Source organism: Ruegeria sp. CK1 (genome assembly GCF_056536545.1).
The window spans coordinates 44,212-64,910 of record NZ_JBQFPX010000007.1; the positions used below are offsets into that span (position 1 = coordinate 44,212).

The 20,699-nt window shown below is 52.1% G+C and carries 23 protein-coding genes; 15 read left to right on the top strand and 8 right to left on the bottom strand.

The genetic code is table 11. The features are described from left to right. Positions 1-26: 26 nt before the first annotated feature. Together ACR0L3_RS15855 and ACR0L3_RS15860 are read right to left on the bottom strand one after the other, a co-directional pair. Positions 27-689 carry a peroxiredoxin-like family protein gene (locus ACR0L3_RS15855; protein WP_480746742.1) on the bottom strand — a complete coding sequence of 221 codons (663 nt, stop codon included), beginning with the start codon at positions 687-689 and terminating at the stop codon, positions 27-29. Positions 690-952: 263 nt separating this feature from the next. Then, positions 953-1,522 carry a carboxymuconolactone decarboxylase family protein gene (locus ACR0L3_RS15860; protein ID WP_480746743.1) on the bottom strand — a complete coding sequence of 190 codons (570 nt, stop codon included), beginning with the start codon at positions 1,520-1,522 and terminating at the stop codon, positions 953-955. A gap of 149 nt (positions 1,523-1,671) precedes the next feature. On the opposite strand from ACR0L3_RS15860, the gene ACR0L3_RS15865 reads away from it, so the two are divergent. After that, complete coding sequence (locus ACR0L3_RS15865) at positions 1,672-2,556, top strand: LysR family transcriptional regulator (protein ID WP_480746744.1); 885 nt, start codon at positions 1,672-1,674, stop codon at positions 2,554-2,556. A 147-nt stretch (positions 2,557-2,703) separates the two neighbouring features. Further along, the gene (locus ACR0L3_RS15870) at positions 2,704-3,363 is read left to right on the top strand and encodes a 2-keto-4-pentenoate hydratase (RefSeq protein ID WP_480746745.1); all 660 of its coding nucleotides are present in this window, start codon (positions 2,704-2,706) and stop codon (positions 3,361-3,363) included. A 237-nt stretch (positions 3,364-3,600) separates the two neighbouring features. Here the strand turns inward: ACR0L3_RS15870 and ACR0L3_RS15875 are convergent, their stop codons facing one another. After that, entirely contained in the window at positions 3,601-4,245 is a 645-nt protein-coding gene (locus tag ACR0L3_RS15875; RefSeq protein WP_170734126.1) for a cation efflux transmembrane domain-containing protein, read from the bottom strand. A 74-nt stretch (positions 4,246-4,319) separates the two neighbouring features. Here ACR0L3_RS15875 and ACR0L3_RS15880 point away from each other — a divergent pair, with 74 nt between their 5' ends. Both ACR0L3_RS15880 and ACR0L3_RS15885 read left to right on the top strand, forming a co-directional pair. Further along, positions 4,320-4,736 carry a MerR family transcriptional regulator gene (locus ACR0L3_RS15880; RefSeq protein WP_170520077.1) on the top strand — a complete coding sequence of 139 codons (417 nt, stop codon included), beginning with the start codon at positions 4,320-4,322 and terminating at the stop codon, positions 4,734-4,736. Between the two features lie 140 nt (positions 4,737-4,876). After that, positions 4,877-5,365 (top strand): RidA family protein, encoded by a 489-nt coding sequence (locus ACR0L3_RS15885; protein WP_480746746.1) that lies wholly within the window; start codon positions 4,877-4,879, stop codon positions 5,363-5,365. 323 nt (positions 5,366-5,688) lie between these two features. On the opposite strand, the gene ACR0L3_RS15890 is transcribed toward ACR0L3_RS15885, so the two are convergent. After that, on the bottom strand, positions 5,689-6,642 hold the full coding sequence (locus ACR0L3_RS15890) for an ornithine cyclodeaminase family protein (protein ID WP_480746747.1): 954 nt from the start codon (positions 6,640-6,642) through the stop codon (positions 5,689-5,691). A gap of 142 nt (positions 6,643-6,784) precedes the next feature. Next, positions 6,785-7,765: a nuclear transport factor 2 family protein gene (locus tag ACR0L3_RS15895; protein WP_480746748.1), complete on the bottom strand. Its 981-nt coding sequence runs from the start codon at positions 7,763-7,765 to the stop codon at positions 6,785-6,787. A gap of 354 nt (positions 7,766-8,119) precedes the next feature. On the opposite strand from ACR0L3_RS15895, the gene ACR0L3_RS15900 reads away from it, so the two are divergent. The 3 genes from ACR0L3_RS15900 (at position 8,120) to ACR0L3_RS15910 (ending at position 11,007) form a co-directional block, all read left to right on the top strand. Continuing rightward, positions 8,120-8,479, top strand: coding sequence for a group I truncated hemoglobin (locus ACR0L3_RS15900; protein WP_480746749.1), 360 nt, complete (start codon positions 8,120-8,122; stop codon positions 8,477-8,479). Positions 8,480-8,652: 173 nt separating this feature from the next. Then, complete coding sequence (locus ACR0L3_RS15905) at positions 8,653-10,392, top strand: adenylate/guanylate cyclase domain-containing protein (protein WP_480746750.1); 1,740 nt, start codon at positions 8,653-8,655, stop codon at positions 10,390-10,392. 201 nt (positions 10,393-10,593) lie between these two features. After that, the gene (locus tag ACR0L3_RS15910) at positions 10,594-11,007 is read left to right on the top strand and encodes a transposase (protein WP_480746751.1); all 414 of its coding nucleotides are present in this window, start codon (positions 10,594-10,596) and stop codon (positions 11,005-11,007) included. Positions 11,008-11,421: 414 nt separating this feature from the next. Here ACR0L3_RS15910 and ACR0L3_RS15915 read toward each other — a convergent pair whose 3' ends face one another. Continuing rightward, positions 11,422-12,192, bottom strand: a complete 771-nt coding sequence (locus ACR0L3_RS15915) for a hypothetical protein (RefSeq protein WP_480746752.1) — start codon at positions 12,190-12,192, stop codon at positions 11,422-11,424. A gap of 74 nt (positions 12,193-12,266) precedes the next feature. After that, positions 12,267-12,782 carry a DUF805 domain-containing protein gene (locus ACR0L3_RS15920; RefSeq protein WP_170575351.1) on the bottom strand — a complete coding sequence of 172 codons (516 nt, stop codon included), beginning with the start codon at positions 12,780-12,782 and terminating at the stop codon, positions 12,267-12,269. A 560-nt stretch (positions 12,783-13,342) separates the two neighbouring features. Between ACR0L3_RS15920 and ACR0L3_RS15925 the strand changes: the two genes are divergently transcribed. The 7 genes from ACR0L3_RS15925 (at position 13,343) to ACR0L3_RS15955 (ending at position 18,698) form a co-directional block, all read left to right on the top strand. Beyond that, positions 13,343-13,642, top strand: a complete 300-nt coding sequence (locus ACR0L3_RS15925; protein ID WP_113790467.1) for a hypothetical protein — start codon at positions 13,343-13,345, stop codon at positions 13,640-13,642. Between the two features lie 61 nt (positions 13,643-13,703). Continuing rightward, positions 13,704-13,967, top strand: a complete 264-nt coding sequence (locus ACR0L3_RS15930; protein WP_480746753.1) for a hypothetical protein — start codon at positions 13,704-13,706, stop codon at positions 13,965-13,967. A 38-nt stretch (positions 13,968-14,005) separates the two neighbouring features. Next, positions 14,006-14,305 (top strand): hypothetical protein, encoded by a 300-nt coding sequence (locus ACR0L3_RS15935; protein ID WP_480746754.1) that lies wholly within the window; start codon positions 14,006-14,008, stop codon positions 14,303-14,305. A gap of 55 nt (positions 14,306-14,360) precedes the next feature. Next, the gene (locus tag ACR0L3_RS15940; RefSeq protein WP_170804855.1) at positions 14,361-14,975 is read left to right on the top strand and encodes a hypothetical protein; all 615 of its coding nucleotides are present in this window, start codon (positions 14,361-14,363) and stop codon (positions 14,973-14,975) included. A gap of 400 nt (positions 14,976-15,375) precedes the next feature. Continuing rightward, a complete protein-coding gene (locus tag ACR0L3_RS15945) occupies positions 15,376-15,549 on the top strand; it encodes a hypothetical protein (RefSeq protein ID WP_170493938.1) in 174 nt (57 codons plus the stop codon). 784 nt (positions 15,550-16,333) lie between these two features. Then, positions 16,334-17,767: a hypothetical protein gene (locus ACR0L3_RS15950; protein ID WP_170710077.1), complete on the top strand. Its 1,434-nt coding sequence runs from the start codon at positions 16,334-16,336 to the stop codon at positions 17,765-17,767. Further along, positions 17,757-18,698 carry a metallophosphoesterase family protein gene (locus tag ACR0L3_RS15955; protein WP_480746755.1) on the top strand — a complete coding sequence of 314 codons (942 nt, stop codon included), beginning with the start codon at positions 17,757-17,759 and terminating at the stop codon, positions 18,696-18,698. The genes ACR0L3_RS15950 and ACR0L3_RS15955 overlap by 11 nt, the downstream gene beginning before the upstream one ends. On the opposite strand, the gene ACR0L3_RS15960 is transcribed toward ACR0L3_RS15955, so the two are convergent. After that, positions 18,699-19,457: a DUF4956 domain-containing protein gene (locus ACR0L3_RS15960; RefSeq protein WP_480746756.1), complete on the bottom strand. Its 759-nt coding sequence runs from the start codon at positions 19,455-19,457 to the stop codon at positions 18,699-18,701. A gap of 278 nt (positions 19,458-19,735) precedes the next feature. Between ACR0L3_RS15960 and ACR0L3_RS15965 the strand changes: the two genes are divergently transcribed. Continuing rightward, a complete protein-coding gene (locus ACR0L3_RS15965; protein WP_480746757.1) occupies positions 19,736-20,569 on the top strand; it encodes an SdiA-regulated domain-containing protein in 834 nt (277 codons plus the stop codon). Positions 20,570-20,699 lie beyond the last annotated feature (130 nt).

Here is a 20,699-nt window from a genome sequence, read left to right on the forward strand (position 1 = left end):
CCCGTCTTGCGAAGCGCGCAACCGGGTTACGCAGTGGCTGTTGCCGACAGACTATCGAGAACAGGGAATAGATCCGCTGGTTCAGGGCGGCGGGTATAGTCGGGGTTCACTTCGGCGTAGGCGATTGTGCCGTCGGTATCGATGACGTAGCGCGCGGGCATTGAAAGATTCCACTGGCCGTCGCCATGAATGCGCGGCAGGTGGACGCCAAAACCGTCATGAACCGGAATGACGTAATCTTGCAGCGTCCAGCGGATGCCAAGCTTTTCAGCCAACTCGCCGTTTTTGTCGGTGAGGATCGGAAAGCTTAGCTCATTGTCTTTCTGGGACTTCCGGCTGTCAGCGGCGCCTTGCATCGAGATCGCGACCAAGGTTGCGCCACGTGAGCGGATATCCTTGGCGACGTCCTCAAGGGCTTTCAACTCGATGTTGCAGTAAGGGCACCAAACGCCGCGATAAAAGGTCAGAACGACCGGCCCGTTGGCCAGCAAATCTTTCAGCGCGACGTTGTTGCGATCAGAATCCGTCAGCACGAAATCAGGCACAGTGTCGCCCGCTTTTAGTGCGCGCTCGGCCTGGCCGCTGTCTATCAGTTCTTGGGTCGAACGGGCAAAAGCTTCAAAGGCGCCTTCTGGGGCCATCGTTTTGAACTGCGCTTTGAAGTCGTCTAGTTGGTTCTGGAGGGTCATGTTGTGTTCCACTTCGTAAGTTGCGTTCTCTGGCTGGCTTAGGGGTTTTCCTGCCGCCTGCTCCAATAGTTGGTCAGTTGGGAAAGAGGTGGTAGCCGGTCAGTTCGCGTAACGGTTATCCACAAAATGAATGAATGGGAGTGCGCCTTGCTTTTTTGGAAAATTCGGTTGGCACAAGAAAACGCCGCGCTAAAAGCGCGGCGTTTGCGTGATCGCCTGATTGCAGGTAGTTAAAAACTACAAAATACAGGTTTTACTCCGAACTACTCCGCCACGACGTTTGCTTTAGGATCCCACGCCATCGGTTCGAAAGCTTTGTCGAGCGGGGGGTTAACGATGTGGGTCGTGTAGTTCGACAAAACCTTGAGGGCGGTCCCGGCGATGACTTCCAATACGGTCTGCTTTGAATAGCCAGCCTTGATCAGTGCATTGACCTGCGCATCGCTGGCCCATCCACGTGTCTCGTTGATGATCTCGGCGAAGTTGCGCAGCGCTTCGAGCTTTGGGTCCGCAATTGGCGTGCCCGCGCGCAGTGCCTCGATTACACTGTCGTCCACGCCGACCATTTTCGACACCGCTGTGTGCGCAGCCATGCAGTAGGTGCAGCCATTCAAACGGTTGTTTGTCATCAGGATGATCTCGCGTTCGGTTGGTGTCAGATCAGTCTTCTCGAAAATACTCATCATGGTCATGTAGCTTTCGACCAGAACAGGGGATTCAGCCATCGTCGCCATCAGGATTGGCACACAGCCCATTTTGCCTTTGACCGCCGATAGGATCGGTTTGGACCCTTCGGGAGCTGTGTCTACTGTGTGCTGAGAGTACATTGCCATTTGATATTCCTTTCAGGAAGCGTTTGAATTGGAGTCTTCATTTTGTGACCGGCCCGAACTGTTGGTCGCTTGCCGTTGAATACAAATGTTGCTCATTAGGTGTTTGGGGGGTAGGCTTCCCAAAAGCCTAACTGTTATTCGAAAAATGAATGTCAGATAACTTCTCCACGCTACGTTTGTTCTCGCGGGTCGCACGTACCGGCAGCTTTACTGCTGCGGGCAAAGAAACCGGCAAGTCTCAGCCATCGGTCTCCCGGATCATTTCCAATCTTGAGAAAGACCTTGGTGTTCAGCTGTTTGTGCGCTCCACCCATGCCGTTCGACTGACGGAAGCTGGCGAAGAATATTTGACTCGCATCGAGCCGATCCTCTCCGACATTGAGGAGGCCAATCACTTCGTCAGGGGCACTGGCGAGCTGCGTGGTCGTTTACGAGTTGGGGCAGCGGCGAGTTTTGCGCAACGTGAGATCATACCCGCCCTACCACCGTTTCTGGAACAACACCCAAAATTGAAGGTGGACCTTGTTCTGACGGATTCGATGCAGGACTTGATCGATGAGGCTATTGACGTCGCCATTCGATTTGGGCCGTTGGAGGATTCAACAATGGTCGCCCGTAAATTGGGCACGACACCTAGGGTCGTTGTTGCTGCACCGTCCTATCTGGAAAAAGCGGGCACCTTGAAACAGCCGTCTGATTTGGTGGATCACCAAGTTATCCTCGGTCCATCGAGCATCGGAAAAGCGGGCTGGAGCTTTGAGAAGGGCGGAAAGGTCCAGTCTATTCGCGTCGAAAGCCAATTGATGATTTCTGTCAACGAAAGCACGACCACCGCCGCGGTAGCTGGTTTGGGCGTCGTCAGCACGTCATATTGGAGTTGCAGGGACGAGTTGGAAGCAGGAACGCTCGTTCAAGTGCTACCAGATTGGACAATCGGAAACGTCGAAGTGAATGCGTTAATGGCGAGGGGGCGCCACACGAAGCCTTCAGCCCGCGCATTCACAAAACACTTGCAAGAGGTCTTGGCTAGGTGAGCTAGCACGGGAACAGCGGCCTATCGCACAACTTCAGAATCCGGCGAAACTTACCCTTGCTAGAGCGGCTTTTGGGTGGGGTTTTTCCAATCAACTGCACCCATGTTTTTTGGCGTTAGCCCATCCTCTGAGGCGAGCTGAGCTGCTTTGACGAGAAGAAAGGCCAACGTTCAGGGCAAAAAGAGAGTTGGCCGGAAGGTCGGCTTCACGAACCGCACGATTTGGCCTGTTTATGGTGTAGATCAACCCACTTGGGGAGAGGTCCACGCAGATGGGCTGTTTTCGACTGATCAGCCGGTAAGTTTGGCAAGGTATTCAGAACCGAGAATCGAGCCAGAAATCGTACTAGGCCTTGGCTATGCCCCGACGGCTGAAATGAACAATGAACAGTTGGCAGGTTGCGTGGATTGGGTTGCCCCGGGATTTGAAATTGTTCAATCGATTTTTCCCGACTGGAAATTCTCAGTCGAAGATTCAATCGCAGCACAAGGATTGCACGGCTGCCTTGTTCTTGGCGACAAAATCGCGGCGACGCATGATGTTTTGATCGGCTTGGCCGAAGTGCCACTAGCATTGTTCAAGGGCACAGAGGCCATCGAGTCCGGCAAAGGCGAAAACGCGCTTGGAGGCCCAATTGAAGTCCTGGCTCATCTTGTGTCTCTGCTCTCCGAAGCCGACCAGCTTCAGGGAGGCGAGCTGGTTACAACCGGTACTTTGACAGACGCATGGCCAGTGTCTCCGGGTGAAGAATGGTCAGCTGGTTTTGGTGGCGTGATGGACACCGAGCTATCGGTACGATTTACATGAGGCTTTGGTAGATAGGTGACGCCGACTGCACCAAAGAAATGTTGCTCTCAATAGCTGACCATGATGGTCTTTCACTGGTTTCATCAATTCTGGAATGCAATTTAACCAGGTCCGGTTTAGGCTCGGTGTCGTCGTTCGCTCAGTCGCGGCGAATGTCCGGAAAGCGGACATGCATCGCGACTGAGCGAATGACCGCGTGGAGTCCATACCTGTGTAGTTTGCCCTCCGCAGCGAATGTCAGCTTGTTCGAGCTGTTCTATGCTCGTGTGCTGCTTCCTCGTGCCGTTCCTCAAGAGCCTGACGAATGATCTGGTACGAAGATGACAAGAACAGGCTTGCCATGATCGCAGCAACTATTAGGTCAGGCCAACCTGTTGCCGTGCCCCAGACGCCCAACGCGGCAATCATCACAGCTACGTTACCGATGGCGTCGTTCCGCGAGCATAGCCAGACTGATCGCACGTTGGCGTCTCCGTCCTTGTAGCTAACAAGCAAGAATACGCTCGCAAGGTTTGTTGCGAGAGCCAACGCGCCGATGATGCCCATAATTTCGGCCTCTGGAACGCCCACGTAAAAAACACGGTAGACGGTAGACCCAAACACCCACGCACCCATAAAAAAGAGGCTGATCCCCTTTGCCAAGGCGGCATTCGTTCGAGCGCGGATAGACGCGCCGATCACAGCGAGGGAAATGCCGTAGGTCAGTGCGTCACCAAGGAAGTCGAGCGCGTCGGCCTGAAGTGCCTGAGACTTCGCGTAGTGTCCCGCGGTCATCTCGACCACGAACATCGTCGCATTCAACGCGATGACGATCCAAAGCCGACGTTTGTATTCGTTCGACATTCCGTCGAATTTCACCTCGTTGCCGCAGCACCCTGCCATCTCAAAACCTCTTCAGAATCGTGTCAGATCCAATGTAGTGTCTCTAGTGACTAGAGGTTCAAGAGGTTTTTCACATGTTCTCGATTGGCGAGCTTTCGAAGCGGACGAAGGTCAAAGTGCCCACCATCCGCTATTACGAAGAAATGGGTCTACTGGCCGCACCGGAACGGACGGCAGGCAACCAGCGGCGCTACACAAATGAGGGTTTGGAGCGCCTGAGCTTTATACGGCACGCGCGTGATCTCGGCTTCTCCATCGAAGCAATTTCTTCTTTGATTGAGTTACAGAACCATCCGGATCGGTCGTGCGAAGCGGCCACCGAAATCGCAGAAGGTCAGTTGTCCGAAGTACGCGCAAAGATCAAACGCCTCAAAGCTCTCGAATATGAATTGAAGCGTATCGCACAGGGATGTGACGGACGGGGTGTGGCAGAAGACTGTTACGTCCTGGCTTCGCTTGCAGACCATGACCTTTGTGGTCGAGATCACTGACCCACAAAAGCAGACATCTTTTCACTGATTTTGAACGGCCGCTTGGCGGACGAAGCGGACATTGCAAAGTTTGGTGGTCGAGACCGACTTTGGGCATGGTTTATGGTAAGGTCCTTGCATGTCCTGCGAGGGGGAGTACCATGATCGACGCTGAACAGCGATTGATAGACTACAACATCATTTTACCTGCGCCGCTAAAATTGCCTGTTGGTATGGTGTTGCCATTTCCGTGGATTAACGTTCGGGGCGACCGGGCGTTCGTATCTGGTCATGGACCACAAGAAACAGACGGCACTCCGGCCGGGCCATTTGGAGCAGTCGGAGAAAATGTGTCTGTGGAAGAGGGCTACGCCTCAGCACGCAAAGTCGGGCTTTCTATTCTCGGCAGTCTAAAGCGCGAACTTGGCAGTCTAAACCGAATAACGGGGTGGTGCCGAGTTCATGGGATGATAAATTGCAAATCTGGCTTCAGCGATACGCCTGCGGTTCTCAACGGTTTCACGGATTTGATCATTGACGTCTTTGGAGAAGAGATTGGCCGCCATTCACGTACGGCGGTCGGGGTGGCAGGTCTACCAATCAACTTCCCAATTGAAATCGAAGCAGAGGTTATTGTCTCAACGGTCTAGAATACACGTGAATCCGGAACGACGTACTGGTCAAAGAGGAGCAGGAATGTCGTTGCGCCGGGCAGAAGTACTGTATGGAGGAAGGCATTTGGGTGAGCCAGATCCGCCTCAGCAGGACTCAGCCCAACAGACGACCAAGAAAGAGGAACCGGCAACTACAAAGTTACAGAAGAGATGTGGAATTCGGTGATCTATATTGGACCAGGCTGTTCACTGGTGAGAGACTGTTAGTTTGAGCAATTTCGATGTCCGCTTTGGGCTGCGAGCGGTCAATCATGCTCATCGCAGAAAATGGCAGCGCTGAGCCGAAAGCCGAAAGATTCCTACTTTTGTCGAGCTCGTACCTCGGCGGCCCGACGAACTGCGAGTACCGCTGTTGCGTAATCTCCCAAAGAAATCCCTCTGAAAGCGAATGCAGCCGGTTTCTCGCTTAAAGTGGTATCGACTGCTCCCGAGACAATTTCCGTCAAGTCCCCTGTTACTCGCTGATATGGCAGCATTGGTTTGTCGCTTTCAGATTCCTGTTTTCGGTCGTCAACAATAACAGTTTTGAAAGCGGTCATACCCTCTGGAAGCCACGGAATGCAGGCATCTGTAATGGCGGCGAAGGCAGTCGGCTTTAGCCATCGGGCATCCAGAAAAGGTTCGGTGGAATAGTCCAAAGTTATTGATGTCACTACCAGATCGACATCACGCAAGGCATCCTTGGCATTGGCGGCTGTTTGGGCCTCGAAGCCCATGTCTCGAGCCCTGCGACAAAGCTTGTCGACATTCACTTTGCCACGTCCGAACACACGAATGCTTTTCAGGGGGAAAACCTCGGAAAACGCAACCAAATGGGAGTGAGCTTGCACGCCGGCCCCAACAAAAGCCATTGTCTCAGCAGTAGGATCAGCAAGTCGACGCGCCGCAACAACTGACAACGCCGCTGTTCTGACAGCCGTTACCCAATTTGCCCCTAAGACGGCTCGGAGAACTCCGGTTTGCCCGTCCATAACCATGATTGCACCGTTTATCGAAGGGAGCCCCTTCTTCGGATTATTTGGACACACCGTAACCTGTTTGGTCACGATGAACCCATCATCTCCTACTGCCAAGGTCGACATTGCGTACCGTCCATCCCCGGGCAAAATGGCTGTCTTAGGGGACGTATGAAGCTGCTTATTTGCCTTGGCTATCAGCGCAGATTCAATCGCGTCGGCAACTTCCGAAGGTTGGATCCCTAAACCTTCCAAGTCTTCGTCAGAAAGATAAGTTATTTTGCTTTCAGAAGTCATGTTGGCGCCGCTCCGCTTTATAACCCGGCTTCCCGATTAGGCTATCAAATGGCGTGTTAGCAAAATCTTTAGGTGTCCAGATTGGGACTTCACTCGAGTACATTATTCGTGCATTGGGATTTCTGTTTTGACGCTTTCGGTCTCAAGTTGTCTCAAGCCAGTTGAGTTTGAAAATTGTATGCTCTCCTTCGAGACCTTTAAGCGGAACAGTCATTTGCTCGGCAAACTGAAAATCCTGTGATCCGCCCACCATGATCCGTGTGGCATCCGAGACGCGGATATCACTTGGTGCAGCGAGAGCGGCTATTCGTGCGGCCTTGTTGACAACGGTCCCGAAGTGATCGGCATCAGAAGTAATCACTTCGCCGGTATGCAAGCCGATGCGAACCCGCAACTTTGGCTCGTTTGTTTCCGCCGCGTTCGCCTGCTGGATATTCTGGGCTGCCAGCAATGCTGCCCTCGCGGAAGCAAAAGACGACATCACCCCGTCTCCCAGTGATTTCACCGTACGTCCACCACTCCCGACGATCTGCGTTTCGACAAGTCGCAGATGTCTTCCGAGGGCGTCGCTCCAAAGCGTATCACCTATAGCTTCAGCGATTTTTGTGCTGTCCGCGATATCGGTGAACATGATGGTCGCTATACCACTTTGCCCGAGTTCGTGGGGTGTAGAGAGGGCGGCATCGAGCAGTTCCTCAAAGCCTCTGGCCTCGTACCCAAATCCCTCTACGTTATTGACCGGTATGGAATTGTGAACATGCACAATCTTCCAGGATCCTTTGTCGAGTTTCAGAATAACTGTGGAACGCAGATGCGCGGACTGTCCTGTCTCAATACCCTCAATAGTTGCTTCCCATTCGACCCAACCGAGCGAACCGCATTCAAATCCTCTCAGTTCCTCTACGTGCCACTTGAACCGTGGAACCTCCCCGATGTATTGCTCCATACCGCGACGCAGCGCATCGCCTTTCCAAGCCTCGCCCTGTGCTGAGCCAAAGTATGACAGGGCAGTGTCATCAGAAAAAAGATGTGCCACCGTCTCACCATCGCCCCGACCGTAGGCGTTGATCCATCGTGCCACTATAGCGGCCAGTTCTGGTGAGGGGCTTATAGTATCTCTCATGTCAGAACGTCGCGTCGACGGCCAGAAAACTGCTTCGAAAAATATGACCTTCGCACGTCCCGTTCCTTTTGAAGCGTGTCATGGCATAACCTTTCCCGAGATCTCCATTTCTGAGGTCCTGTCAGTGTAGGCCAAGCCGGAGCGGCCATAAAGACATAGTCAGCTTTGTCCGCAAAGCGGACATGCATCGCGATTTTGCGAACGTCTGCCTCGAGCCCTAAGCAGACATCACACTTTGTGATGGTTTACGATCATAGACATCGCCTGAATGCTATAGATTTGGTGCCAATCAGTGCGGCATGCTAGCATTCACAAGAGATCTAGGTTTGAGGTGAGCCAGACACGGGGGGCACCATGTCAAAGACGCTATATGAACGTCTGGGAGGAACGGATGGTATTCGGCGAATAGTCGACGTTCTGGTGGACAATCACTCTAAAAACCCAGTTGTCGCTGCACGATTTGCGGGAACTGAGATGGAGCACCTCAAACAAATGGCAGGAGACTTCTTCATAACTGGTTCTGGCGGGCCTGAGATCTATACGGGCAAGGATATGGTTGCTGCGCATCGGCACATGAACATCAGCGGAGATGAGTTTGTCGCAGTTCTGGACGACGCCATGAATGCCCTAAAGGCCAACGACGTCGACCAAAGGGAACAAGAAGAGGTTTTGTACATTCTATATAGCCTCAAGGACCAAGTTGTAGGTATCTGAATTTCGCCACAACCGGGTAGAGTCGGCAATATTCAAATCTTTAAATCAAAGCTTGCTTGTCCGACTTGCAGACTCTTGAAGTCAAATGGCTTACTATGGGTCAATCGTGCATTTGGGCTTAAAATTTATGCGCAAAAGGAACCTCCAATATGAATAGGAGATTGTCTACGATCTTGGCCGCTGATGTTGTCGGTTATTCCACTCGGATGCGTGAAGATGAAATCGACACGATAAATCGTGTTAGTCTGTTAAGCGAGTTAATCGGAACTGTTGCGTCCACGCACAATGGGCGGGTCTTTAACCGCGCGGGCGATGGTTTTCTTTTGGAGTTTTCTAGCCCGGTGGCGGCAGTTCGCTGTGCTTATAACTTACAACTTCAACTCGCTGCTCCAGTAACCAAGCGAGAGATAGGACTAGAAATCAGGATTGGGGTCCATCTTGCCGATGTCGTAGTAGATGGCGACGATTTGCTTGGCGATGGGGTGAATGTAGCAAGTCGTATTGAGTCTGAAGCTGAGCCGGGTATGGTCCTCGTAAGTGATGCTGTGTTTGATCACGCCAAGCGGTCGGCCCAGCTCAAGTTTGAGAACAAGGGCACCCGAAAGCTCAAGAACATTTCCGAACCAGTTACGGTCTACGCTGTTGCAGGCGAGCTTGGCACGCACAGCTGCGGAACTGCGCTTATCGAGGACAGTAGCCTTCCCTACGTGGCGGAACTGCAAAAGTCCACCAACTCAATTGTTGTGCTTCCCTTCAAGAACATGAGCAATGATCCCGAGCAGGAGTATTTTTCCGATGGCCTGACGGAAGACATCATCACAGAACTGTCCCGGTTCCCTGACATTCTCACGATCTCCAGGAATACTAGTTTTGGGTTAAAAGGGGTTGCGGCGGACGCTCGTGAGTTTGGACAAAAACTCGGCGTGCGTTTCTGTCTTGAAGGCGGGGTTCGCAAGCTGGGAAATCGCATTCGGATCAACGCGTATCTGACGGATGCAGTGTCAGGCGAACAGCTTTGGACAGAGCGGGCGGATTGCAATCTAGAGGATCTTTTCGATTTTCAGGATGACCTTGTTGCCAAAATCGTCGCGAGTGTGGCTGGCCAGATCGAACGGCAATTGGAAGCCACGGCACAGCGAAAACGTCCGGGTGACCTGGAAGCCTATGAATGTTTAATCCGCGGTTTGTATTATCACCGGATTGGTGGAGTCACAAAGGAGAATGCAGAGGAAGCGGTTCATTGGTTTGACGAAGCGCTGAAACGAGATCCAGGATATGGTCGAGTTCATGCGTGGAGGGCGTGCGCTGTCGCTACAGTAGCAGAATGGACCGGTGAAGATGTATGGGATGAGTTGGTCGAAGCAGGGAACCTAGCTGTCGAGCTGGATGAAACGGACGCTGAAAGCCATCGAATTGCCGGTTCTTTGGCGCTCTATGTTCGTGACTTTGAACGGGCTAAGTTCCACTTCAATCGCGCACTGGAGTTAAACCCAAATCACGCGTTCATTGTTGGACGAACCGGTGAACTCCATAACTTTCTCGGAGATGGGAAGGCTGCTCTTGAATATCAAAAGCGTGCAAAGATGCTTGATCCCTTTTTGCCCGAATATTGCCGCGAACTAGAGGCAATTGCCTACTACGTCATGCATGATTTTGAGGCCTGTTTTAACACCGTGGATGAATTTGCGAGGCTCACCCGGCGGGCGGCAGCTTATCGGACTGCGGCCGCAACTCACCTGAATAATGACCATAAGCTTGAACGAGCAGTTCGCGATTTGTTGCTTCACGATCCGAACTTTAGACCTTCTACATTTATTCAAACTGAATACTTCAAAGATCGCGAGATATCTAAGAGATTGAAAGCCGAATTGAGGAGCGCTATGGCGACAACCTCACTTCGCCTCGCTGGTTGAGCACACAATTTGCTAACGTAAAAATTGAGGATTGATGCGAATTCTCTTTGCAAGAAAAGGCCATGGATCGCCGGAGTCTAACGACCACTTTGCCCGCAACTAAGTCGTCGCCCCGATTATGTCGAACATCCGCTGATAGTAGAAACTGTCTTTGCCCCCTAAAATTGGGCCACTACTTTGGCCGAGAAGGGGGAACAAGGGATGGCTCGGAAGCGATACTCAGACGAAGACATTCTGAAGCTGCTGCGTGAGATTAAACTTAAGCTGGCAGATGGCGACGATGTTCGAACAGCCTGTCGTGGTGTCGGTGTCAGCGATGCGACCTACTACAATTGGCGGCGTCGGTTCGGTGGCATGGGCAAGTCGCAACTGTCGGATTTGCGCAGCCTGGAGAAAGAAAATGCCCGGCTGAAGAAGATCGTGGCCGAACTGGAACTGGACAAGCTGATCCTCAAAGAAAGTCTGAACTACCTAAAACCGAGGGCTTATCTGCAATTCGCAAATGCAACTTATTCCCAATCGCCAGCAGACGAGCGCCACGTCTTAGCGTCCGCATCCCAAACACTGGCGGTGACGCAAGGCGTTGGGTTTATTCCGTCGCAATTGGATCCATGAATATCCGCAACAACAACGCGTTGACGCCCAAAATCAACAACCGTCCAGCCCTGGTTGAGCAAGGATTGAACCTCCTCTTCAATCAAGAAGTGTGACATGCATCCGCCAGTTCCGCAGTAAAGAGATGCGGCGCTCGAACACGCAAAACCAGACTCATTCAAAACCCAGTCGCGTTGTAGATCTCCGTCGAGATCGATCCTTTCAACCGCGCCCCAGGCTATGTCAAACTGACCGTTGTTGAACTCCGCGCATGCCTGCGCCGCCAGATCAACCTTTGCTCGTAAACCGGTTGGAAGTTGCGAAACGTCAGCCGCGACAACTGGTGAGGTCCAAACCAGGCCCGAACCAAGCAGGATCGCAGATACCAAACGTTTCAAGTAGCTTGCCAATTGGGAAGCCGGTTGGAAGGCGGTATCAATTGCACTGATCATACCTGTAGTCCCCGTATTCCAGCCAGTTTGCCGAGCCTTCGTTAAAAATCAGAAACTCGGACCTGTCTTCCCCAAGTAGGGCTACGACAAATCCGGTCGGCGGCTCAGAATTTCCGAAGTAACTGTAGGCAGTCATGGCTCTGATCGACTCGCCGTTGACCGTTACTCGCGCGTCCCACTCCCCCTCTGGATTGTCCAAAATTACGGGTTCGATCACGCGCTCTATCGCCCCGCCACCACAATAGACAATGCCTTCGGGCGCTTCGTAGGAGGCCCCCTGGTTAATATCTGACTCGCAGGCGGAACGAAGGGACTGGATTGCCGAGCTGGAACCCTTCAAGTCAAAGATTCCGTAACTGACATCTTGATCAATCATCGACAAATTAACCGATGCATTGGCCGCAAGCTGGTCCAGCACAAAACCATAATCCTGCTGACTATTGAAACTGACCTCGACAGGATAATTGTCGACGATCTGCACGTCAGCGTTCTCTGCGCCAACCTGAAATGCGCCAACTTCGGTGGTGCCGTTCTTCAAGAAACGAATGGAAAGCCCCTGCTTGTCCGCAATGTCCTGGCTGTCCTCGTATCCAGCCGGAGCAAAGCGGATACGGTTACACTGAAGTTCCAGCGTCATGTTGCCGGTCTGAATAAATGCATTGGGATTAGGCCCGGAGTTGAACGACCACTCCGCTGATGCTGTGGTCGCCATTGCCATCAGGAGCATTCCAATGGAAATGGTTTTGCAGCTCATTTTTTTCTCTCCATTGAGTTACGGTTCGCACTGTCGTTCAGCAGAAGTTCCAGCCAATTGCACCGGCAACCAGATCAGGACACAGGTTCGCCGTATTCGTTTGCGCCTTCTTGGGAAGGTCGTGTCAGCCACCAGATCATCAGGATAGACAGAACCAATTGAAGAATTGAGACAACAACAATACCGGTCACGCCCAGTACTGCCGCGGGTCCCCGTAATGCATCGGGGTTTTCGGTCCCCTGCTCCAATACCGAAAAGAACGCTACCCCACCCAGCATAACAAATAGCGTTGTAATGCTGAGCGCCATCGGCAGCAGCAAATACCAGCCAGGTCGTCCTGTATCATGCAGCCTTCGCCAACCGGCGGCCAGCATAGGTATGAGAACAGCCAGCTGGAAAACAGAGGACAGGACCCGAGATCCCTGGCCTGTTTCGGGGTTGGTCCCGAATATAATCGTATCCAGCACAGCTAAGGCAGCACTCACGACAACCACAAACAAGAAGAACCACCAGTATTCTGAGCGTATAGCCCGACCGGAGAACTGGAAGTATTTCGAGAAACACGTCTTAACGGCTTCACCAAATCCCATCTTTCAATCCCTTCATTGTTTTTGTGCGGCCTCAAATCGCTTCGCCGCTCAGGGGAACACACTCGTAGCTCCCACTTACTTTTTTGTTTGAACGCAGAGGCCTATCGTACGAGAGCGTAGAGAAATTTACGCGCGGAAAAAATATTGATTTATTTCAAATTAGATTCAAACATGCGAATTCGACACAACTTTATTTTACCTCCGTTGTTGTCGTTGCTGCTCGCTGTGCCGAGCCCTTTCGACTGCTGGAGTGAGTACCGGCGGTCGGAAGGCACTTTACAATGATTGAGCGCTGGGAGGACGCGATGCTCAGACTTAACGTACTCGCCCTCTTTCCAGAGTTTGCTCTAGCATTTGCTAGTGACTTCATTCGGCCTTCACACGTTAACGTCGGCCCCGATAGTCAACGAAATATCGTCCCGCCGACCAAGCCCCGCGCGGCAAGTTTTGGGTAAGGTAGTCACAGGATCAAGGTATGTTCAATTGGCTGCACAGACGCGAGAGCTTCAAACAAGCGCATCCAATTTCACTAATTTCAAGGGAACCAGAGGGAGAAGAAGATGACCAACAAGATGGTGATGATTGCGGGCGCGACATGTTTCGCACTGCTTGCGGCCTGCGACGATACGAGTACATCAAGTGCGTCCGCCGAACTCACGCCGGCTCAGCAGGCGTGTTTGCGAGATGTAGCCAACACGACGAACAATTCGCAAGTCGTGGTGCTCTCATCCGCGTTTAGCGAGGCGGGAACACAGGTCACAGTCGGCGTAGGCGAGGATCGTGCTCCTTGGAATTGCATTGCTTACAGTGATGGCGCAACGGCTGGAATCGAGTTCCTGGGCGACGAAGGCGCATTGTGACCTGTCTGCTGCGTAGCTGAAATCGGCTGCGCAGCACAGGCTTGGTCTTCTGAGGCTCGACTTGGTTTGTAGAACCACCATCATCGTATTCTCGGTCCTGTACCTGTTGGCGTTGGTTGCATTCTTGACGGGCACATTTGGCTGGTTGGGACAGGAACGAGACCCTTTGTCCGGAGCGTTCCTACTGCCGTTGGGACTGCCTTGGATATTTCTAGCGGACTTGGTCTCGGAGTCAGCCAAGCCTTGGTTTGCGGCGATTGCACCGATGCTCAACCTGTTGGCGCTGATTTTCATTTGCAGATGGGCACGCAGATTGCGCCAGTAGTGGTGGCTGAACTCTTTCTCACCAAAAGGGAGGAAAACATGGGAAAAGTAATCTTGGGAATTCTGATCGGGCTCGTCCTCGGCGTGGTTGGGGCGATGACCTTGGGTGGCGGGGCCGCGGTGGGTGTCGGCGTTGCGACAGGCTTGTCCGCCGGTGTCTGCACCACATTGAAAGGAGCACAAGCCGAGAACCTGATCACCGCCGAGCAAGCGGATCAGATCCTCAACCGCGTAAATTCTGAAATGGCGTCACTGCAAGGAATGGAAACGACGGACGAGATCGTCGGCAGCGCGCAGGCATGCGATGAATTTCTGTCAAGTTTACGAGAAGCCAAGTGAGGTTCCGATTTGCACGGAACAAAACTCCAAGGATTAGCCAGCAAGGGACCATCTGATGAAACTCGATTTACTCAAACTCCTCACACCCATGTTCGCAATCGCAGGCACGGCTTCGTTTGCAATGTCTGAAGCAGACGATGCGTGTATCGATCATTTGCGACAGGTTGGAGGACCAGACGGTCAATCAGGTACGATTGAAAGCTCAGAGTTCTCAGAAGCGGGCACGCTCGTCATGTTACGTGACGCAGGCGGAACACTTTGGCGTTGCATCGCGTACAAGGATGGAAGCATCGGCGAGATGTCGGTTGTCGAGGCGATGGATGATGGCGGTGGAGCCATGGCAGGTGCCGCCGGTTCTACTGGTAGCCAGCGTGTCAAATTTGATGCCGGCTCCACTGGCGCCGAACTTGTCGGCCAACTCGCGCCCGGAGCGTCGCAGCAATACCTTCTCGGTGCAAAGAACGAACAGTTTCTTTACGTCCGCGTTGCTCCGCAAAATGGCTCCTTGGACTACGTCATTCGTAACCCCGATGGTTCTGAACTGCTGGGATTGATGTCGGCGGACAATGAGTATCGAGGGCAGCTTTGGCAATCTGGTGATCATGTTGTGGAGGTTATCAATCGCAGCAACTCTTCCGTCGACTACAACGTAATTTTCGGAATTGAATAGGTGATCGACTAGAAACCCCGAAACGTAACCCCCAAAATGCTAGGAAAAACAGATGAAATCCAAGGTCCTATTGGTGATCGGCGCGACGTGCATTTCTGCGCTCGCAGCATGCGACGAGAGTGACGGATCGGTGGATGCAAGTGCACCAACTGTGGGCAGCTCTAGCGATCTTTCGTCATTTGAAGGGGCAAGAGCGGGACAGGCTGAAATGGGCATCCAGAGTCTCGGATTTGAACTCATCCGCAGCGAAGGGCTGACCTCGTACTGGTTTAACAAAGATACTGGTGCATGTGCTCGGATCACGACGTCTGAGGGAAGGTACTCAGATGTAACTATGCTGCCATCAGGTGACTGCTGACACATTTTCATCGATCTAACATCCGCAATAGGGAGCACTAGTATGCATTTTGATCTGGCACATGCGGCGGTCATCGTTGTCGCTCTGATTGTCACAAACCTGGCATTGAAGTCGTCCGGCGTGATCAACGAAGAAAGCAAACACCAATGGAACTGGAAAGTTTTTCTGGCCTACTTCGTGGTCGTCTTTATCATCAACCTGGTGTGGCCGATTTAAAGCTTCACGGCAGAAAGATTATCGTCCACTCGATATAGCTGCCGAGAATGAGCCTCTCCAACAGACCACCAAGTGTGCAGCGTGTGAGAATATGGCGCGTGAGAAAAGAAAGGAACTGACATGCGGTTTTTGACGTCCCTCATATTCATTGGTGTTCTCGCAACCGCTGCGAATTCCGACGTAACAAGCCGAAACGGCGGTCCAAGCAACAGTCAAATGCTATCAAAGGGCGGCGATGGAGGTGTTGATGGCGTCGCTTTCTTTCGACCCGTATTGAGCGGAGTGTTGTATCGCTCCGGTTTCAAAGGCGGCGACAAGGGGCGAACGGGCCTGAGTGAAGGACAACGCGAAGCTTTGTGTGATGAGGGGTTTTCAACCGGGTTTTATGCGGACTTCGGCAAAAACACTGAATACGGTCGCACCAGTTGCGGAAACGGATCCTTTGACTATCAAGGCGCCAGATCCTCCCGACCCGATGCTGTCATGGCGTCCATACACGAGGTGATTAAAAACCCTGGAAAGGGTCCTGTCCTGGTGCACTGCATGTGGGGCGTTCATTCCTCGGGTGCATTGTCGGCAATGGCGCTCGTTCAGTTTTGCGGTTGGACGGAGAAAAGGGCCAAGGAATATTGGAATGATGCCCGAAACGGGGCCCCATGTTCAGGCGGATGCGACCAGTGGATTGATTCAAAGTTCTCCAACTTCAGCGTCGACCCCAAATTGAAGATCTCCACCGAACAACAGGCAGCGATTTGCCCTAAATGATTTTGGGAGGACTATCCAAATGAAGTTCAATCTTCTGTGGTCACTTGCTCTCATTGCGCCCACCGTCTTATGGGCGAACGACGATGTTCTAGGTGAAGCCACCACATTTGATAGTCCTAACGGCATTACTGAACTCTGTATTCGGATCGAAAAAATTCCAACGGGCGAGTATAAGAAAAGCGATCTTGAGGAAGAAACGGCCTATTGCGAGATCGATTTCTATGCCACCGAAATTGCTATTTGCCCGAAAACCTGGAGCACCAGCCCAGGAATGGCCGTCTACGATATTTCGGAAGGGCCCTACAAGAAGAACCGTTCTGAATTCGAGAGAAACGCTTGCAAAGAGGGGAAGGCAGCAAAAGATCTGGCCAAGGACAGGGTGGCCAAATTCAAATCCACCATGAACCAAAAGGGCACCAGTGGAACCTTTTCCACCTCGTCGCTGCTTTACTATCATTTCTCCCGATATTTCGACACGACTGTCAAAGTTCCTGTCGCCGTTTGGCGCAGCATGGACGCCCAGGCGCATTTTTCAGAGGTCGCAGAGCCTGGCCTTGCGATTTCTGGTGGCTCTCGCGGCGGGCGCATGAACCATGAAGGCTGGCGGGTCTTTGCAGCTGCGGACGCTGACCCGAACTCATACCAACCGACCGATGATCTATTCACCGCAGATCGAATGCAAATATACGGTGTACTGCTTGATAGTCCTGGGCATCGATACGGTTCGGAAATCAACGGCACACGCAAATCTGGGTGGGGAAAAGGTCAAAACCGCGATTTTCAGGAAACTCCTGCTTTCTTGGCCTTGCGGTCTTCGAAACCCTTGTCAGAAGCCATTGCAGAGGGCGTTAAAGAAGGCCGAAAAGACCGAATGATCAACAAGGATCTCGGCCCCGATGTCAGCGACCAACAGATGGCACTTTGGATGCAAGAACTTACAGAGATCGTGCTCCTCGATTTCATCTTTAGCCAGCAGGACCGTGTGGGAAACATAGACTTCACACCCTATTGGTATTGGGTCGAAGACGGAGAACTGAAGCATAAGAAAGCCAAGCACCATGAGCCAAACGATGGAGACGTTCCCGCCGACGCGTTATTGATCCGTCGCAGCAATCTAAACGACAACGATGCTGGCGGGCGTGTCGAGTATGCCAACTTCGCGAAATCTACTCAAATGCTGGAGAAAATTCGCCACTTCTCTCCAAGCACATATCGGCGCTTGGTTTCTTTGAATAATGATCTTAAATCTCAAGGTCCCGTCTACGGCTGGCTGTCGCAGAGCCTTGGGTTGTCAGATAGGCAGATTGCACAAGTTGTAAAAAACACCCAGCTGGCAACGTCCATCCTCCAGGACAATTGTTCAAATGGCGATTTGATGTTCGACTTGGATCCTGTCGCATTCTTTTTGAGAAACGACACCGAGGTAGAGGCTGTGGACTGTAATGCCCCGTAAGCTTTCCACCCTTTTTGCGGCGTTCATTTGGACCGCTCTGATCGCCTGCAAAGCGGTGGCATTGGATGTTATCGTCATATCGGATCTGAACGGAAGCTATGGTTCGGTAAGATACGATGCCCGCGTCGACAAAGCGATTGAGCGGATAGTCGAGATTGATCCAGATCTGGTTATTTCGACCGGAGATATGGTTGCGGGACAGCGCATCCCCAACTTATCCGACAAACAGGTCAGGGAGATGTGGAAGGCGTTTCACGAGGCCGTATCAGATCCTTTAGAGGCTGCCGGCATTCCATTTGCGGTCACGCCAGGAAACCATGATGCCTCCGCCTACCGTGGGTTCGAGCGTGAAAGAAAAATATACGCAGAGGAATGGACACCGAGAAAACCAGACGTCGATTTTCTGGTTTCGGATGACTACCCGTTCTTCTACGCTTTTGAGATGCAGGGCGTAACGTTTGCGTCTTTGGACGCTACGACCTTGGGACCTCTATCCGGCGACCAGCAGGACAGGCTTGAGGAACTGGGCGCAAATGGAGACCCGATTGTCACTTTCAGTCACCTCCCACTCTGGCCCTTCGCGATTCAGCGCGAACGCGAAATCATCGGTGACCCAACACTTGAAAAGATCTACCTGGAAAGCGGTGTCGTTCTGCACCTTTCAGGCCACCATCATGCCTTCTATCCAGGTTGGAAAGACGGCGTGGCTTATGTCTCCCAGGCTTGCTTGGGCGGTGGCCCGCGGCGGCTTATTGGCGATAACGCCAGATCACCTCATAGCTTCACTTATGTTACATTCCAGCCAAACGGAGAATTTGGGATAGCAGTATATCGAGGACCTGATTTCGAAAGGTCGGTAAACTTCAAGTCGCTTCCGAAAGAGATCAGATCCCCGAACGCGGTGTTGAAACGTTTGGACCTTGTCAAATGACTAGAGGTTGAGCTTCAGTTCAACTTTTTCAGGAACCATGTCGTTTATCATCTCTTCTATCCGGGCTTCCGAAAGTCCACCCGAGGTGATGAAAAGCAATGAAACGCGAGATTTGCCGGGAACGTGGTGTTTTCTGACAAGCTTCCAGCCAGCGTCTGCGGCCATGGCTTCAATGTCTCCGCTGACTTTCAACGAGTGCTCTTCGTCTGTGGCCTTGAGCGAAATTTCCACGCCCTTGTTTCGCCCTCCGAGCCAAATGAAACACCAACACACAATCGCCACCAGTGTGGCCATCAGCGGCAAGCCCAAACCAACCGCAAGACCAAGAACCGTTACGATTATCATTTCGACTGTATCGACCGGATCATCCAGATTGGAGCGAAACCTGAGCAACGCGCCAATGCCAAAGATAACGAAACCAATCATTGACCCATGCTGAACTACCAGAAAGCCAACCGCCATGCCGATAAGCGCATAGAGAAAGAAAAGCCTTGGCATGACGATATCGCTGACACTTCTACGGGCTTTGCGTCTCACCGGATGATAGACGATCAAGCCAGCCAGAATGATTGTGACGATCACATCGAGAGTGAAAAAATACAGTTCCTGTTTGCCCCGAAACTGTATCCAACGTCGTTCGATAAGTATTTCCGACTCTGAAGTACCGGCCAGCATCGTCGCGGGGTCGACTTGTGCTACCGCAGCACCTGGCAACAGCACCATCAATAGCACGGCCATGAGTGGGAAAGCCTTGTTCAACTTGTCTTCCTTCCTGCTCACGCCAAAGGCTTACGCTTCACCAAAGGCACTTCGTGCCCCATTCAATTCAATCGCAACAGGCGGGATCAGGTAAAGAGATTTCCGTGCATTCTTCGGACATCGCATCCGGACTGTGATACGAACGCTGATACAGGGATATGGTCCAAGCGCGAGAAAATCCAATGTCAGAACACAAGCTGCTTCGGTCGAAACTTGGGTTTTCACGGTGCTTCCCCAAGCTTGGGACACTGGCTTCTTTTACAAGCACTGCTTTTGCATTGCTGGCTTGGATTGAGCGCGCCCATGCCGAGAGTCCTGGCTTGACACTCGTCGACTCCTTCAAGGTGGCGGGTAAATCGGAAGGCTTCTCGGAACCTTCCGGATTGTCTCTGTCCTACGCTGAAGGCTTCTTGTGGTCAGTAAGCGACGCTGAACCTAAACTGCACCTCCTTGGAATCGACGGGACATTGGGAAACTCCTTTAAGTTGCCATCATTGGAGGGATCAGATCTGGAGGGCGTTGCATCAAGAAAAGATGGATCTGTTTTGGTGGTTCAGGAAACTGACCGATCAATTCTAGTTGTTCACCCAACCAACCCCGTTCGACTGACCACAATCCCTCTCACATCTCTCAAAGGTTACTCGGCCGCCGCTGAAATGCTCCTCGGCAATCCTTTGAACAAGGGACCTGAGGGCATCACCGTCGATCCGGACACCGGGCGAGTATTCGTGGTTATCGAAGGGCAGCCGCGGCTGTTGTTAGTATTGTCACCAGAGCTAACTGAGATTGATGAAATCATCCCTTTGTATCGCGAATCTGGTTTTGTGTCTGATCGCGTGAATGACGATGAACTGGATTTGAGCGGCTTAGCCTGGTCCCCGTCCTCACGTTCTCTTTGGATTTTGAGCGACAAAGGACGTCAAATCTTCATCTACAATCCAGAGTTCAAGTCCGTAAAGTCTATCAGTTTGACGTTCACAGAAGATGGCAAACAAAAGGAAGTTAAACATCCCGAAGGAATCGCTCTCGATGAGACCAAAGGGCTTCTCTATATCCTGACAGACGATGCCAAGAAATCGCGGCTTTATGTTTTTGAGCAACCGGAATTGTGAGGACTGTTCTACTAGTTCTCTACTCTAACTTGTTGAAAAGCCGGGTTGTGTAATTGAGCGCCGTCGTATGTGCGGCATATTAAGTAAATCTGCGTTCTGTTCACTGTGTTTCTTAAAAACATCACCCATC